At 69.1% G+C, this 1,994-nt stretch carries 4 protein-coding genes; all 4 read right to left on the minus strand.

The annotated features are described in order from the left end of the window. The coding region (locus tag QZY03_RS06850) for a hypothetical protein (protein WP_295579433.1) at window positions 1–431 on the minus strand (431 nt) is incomplete at its 3' end. Continuing rightward, window positions 416–910, minus strand: coding sequence for a hypothetical protein (locus QZY03_RS06855; protein WP_295579435.1), 495 nt, complete (start codon window positions 908–910; stop codon window positions 416–418). The genes QZY03_RS06855 and QZY03_RS06850, both read right to left, overlap by 16 nt. Continuing rightward, the gene (locus QZY03_RS06860) at window positions 907–1,458 is read right to left on the minus strand and encodes a phage virion morphogenesis protein (protein ID WP_295579436.1); all 552 of its coding nucleotides are present in this window, start codon (window positions 1,456–1,458) and stop codon (window positions 907–909) included. Before QZY03_RS06860 ends, QZY03_RS06855 begins: the two co-directional genes overlap by 4 nt. Next, a complete protein-coding gene (locus QZY03_RS06865) occupies window positions 1,458–1,841 on the minus strand; it encodes a hypothetical protein (protein WP_295579438.1) in 384 nt (127 codons plus the stop codon). Before QZY03_RS06865 ends, QZY03_RS06860 begins: the two co-directional genes overlap by 1 nt. Between the last annotated feature and the right edge of the window lie 153 nt (window positions 1,842–1,994).

The raw sequence follows: 1,994 nt of genomic DNA on the forward strand, positions 1-1,994 counted from the left end.
ACGTCGTCGCCCACCCCGCCATCGGTCTCCAGCGTGAAGCTCGCGGCGGTGATCCACTGGTCGGGCAGCGGCACCCACAGCCCCAACACCGTGGTCACGGCGGTGTCCGTCACCGTCTTGGCGTCGACAGCCAACTCGCTGACGGTGGCGCCCAGCGCCAGGGCGATGAAGTTCACCGGCGCGGCATCGAACTCGGCCGCCACCGTGGCCGGCTCGCCGGTCGGGCGGTTGACCACCGCCAGGGCCTGGCCGACGCTGCCGTCCATCCGCGAGGAGACGCGGGCAATTTTCTGCTTGGGCGGTTCGAACTCCAGTTTGGTGAAGTTGACCGCGTCGTAGAAGCTGGTCGGGCGGGTGTCCCTGCTCCACACGCCGTATTTCATGGCGACATCCAGGAACATGAATCGCCGCGTGGTTAGATCGAGGGCCATGAGGGCGTCTCCGAGGTCAGGTCGAGGATGAAGGTTTGCTCCCAGGTCACCACCCACAGCGCGACGGCGGCGGCGTCCAGGGAGCCGGAATAGAGGTTGGTAGCATCCAGGCTGGCTTGCTCGACCACCCCGAAGGCGTCGGGGCGGCCCCAGTTCGCGCGGCTGATGGCGCGGATGGTGTGGGTGGCGAGCGTCAGCGCGGCCAGGTCGCGCGGCGGCAGGGCGGGCTGATCGCGGGTCAGCAGGTAGGCCGCCAACTGCACCTGCACACTCCAGCCGCCGCTGCCGCGGCGGGTGTAGTCGCCCAAGCTCAGCAGCGCGACGATAGCCGCCGGGGTGGCGGTGACGTGGCGGCGAATCTCCCCGGCGTCGAAGGCGCCACCGGCGCGCAACACGGTGGTGCCGGGCGGGAGGGCCGTGGCCAAGGTGGTGGCGATGTGATCCAGGCCGGCCGCCAGGTCAGGCAGCAGCGCGCTCATTGGGCGGCCTGCGCGAGGGCGTCATGCAGGAGGTCCAGGAGCGCGGCGCGGGTGGCGGCCGGCAGGTCCAGCCGGCCGTTGCGAATCGGCAGGAAGGGGCGCGCGGGGATTGGGGCCAGGGCGCGGCCGAACATCCGATTGTCAGCGCGGCCGAATTGCTGGGTCGCGGCATAGATGACATTGCTGCCGACCACCACCTGGTCACGGCTGGCGCGGTAGTTGACCGAGCCGGCCAGGCGCCCGGTGTCGCGCAGTATCTTGGCGCTGAGCATGGCGCGCAGGGCACTGGCGCGGGTGTTGCCGCGCTTGGTGCGCAGCGACTTGCCGCCCGTCTTACGCTGGCCACGGCGCAGCAGGGTAACCTCTGAGAGAGCATCCCACGGCTTGCCCCAGGGATCCTGCTCGCCGCGAAAGCTCAGGTCCGCCAGCGTGACCAACTCCTGCCCGATGCCGGCCATCACCGGGCGCAGATCGCGCAGCCGCGTGGTCAGGCCGCGTAGGGCGGCGGTCAGTTGGGCATCATCAATATCGATTGAAAAGCCGGACATCAGCACCCCCCGCGGGTCAGGTCGTACTGTGCAACGAAGCAGTCCCCATAGACTCGGGTCGGGCTCCCGGTCCGGGTGGTGGTGGTGGCCGTGGCCGCATCCGTGGTTGCGTCGTCGGGCAGTCGCACCGTCCCAGCGGCCAGGGCGCGCAGCCAGGCGCGGGCCTCCAGGGCCTCGCGCACGATGGGATGAGCCACGTCCAGCGCCTGGTCCTGGTGGATGAGCATCCGTGCCAGGGTCATCGACACGTCGCGCAGCACCGCCGTTGCGGCAGCACTGAGCAGCCCAGCCGGGCGCCAGCGGTCGATCTCGCTGGCCGCCGACTCCAACGCCGCCGAGAGGTCGGCATCCGTGCGTAGCGTAAACTCATCGGCTGAGTCCAAGCCGGCGCGATAGTGTAGTGGACCCGATGTCCAGGACAGTTTTCCCCCGAATTTAAGCTATCGTGCCCACGTTCATCGCAGCGGTTTGGCGCTGCCCCAGCCACGGCGGAGCGGTCGTTAAGACGGCATCCGCGTAGCGATTAAGAAAAAATC

The sequence above is a fragment of the uncultured Lamprocystis sp. genome, from assembly GCF_903933125.1.
Classification (GTDB): domain Bacteria; phylum Pseudomonadota; class Gammaproteobacteria; order Chromatiales; family Chromatiaceae; genus Thiodictyon.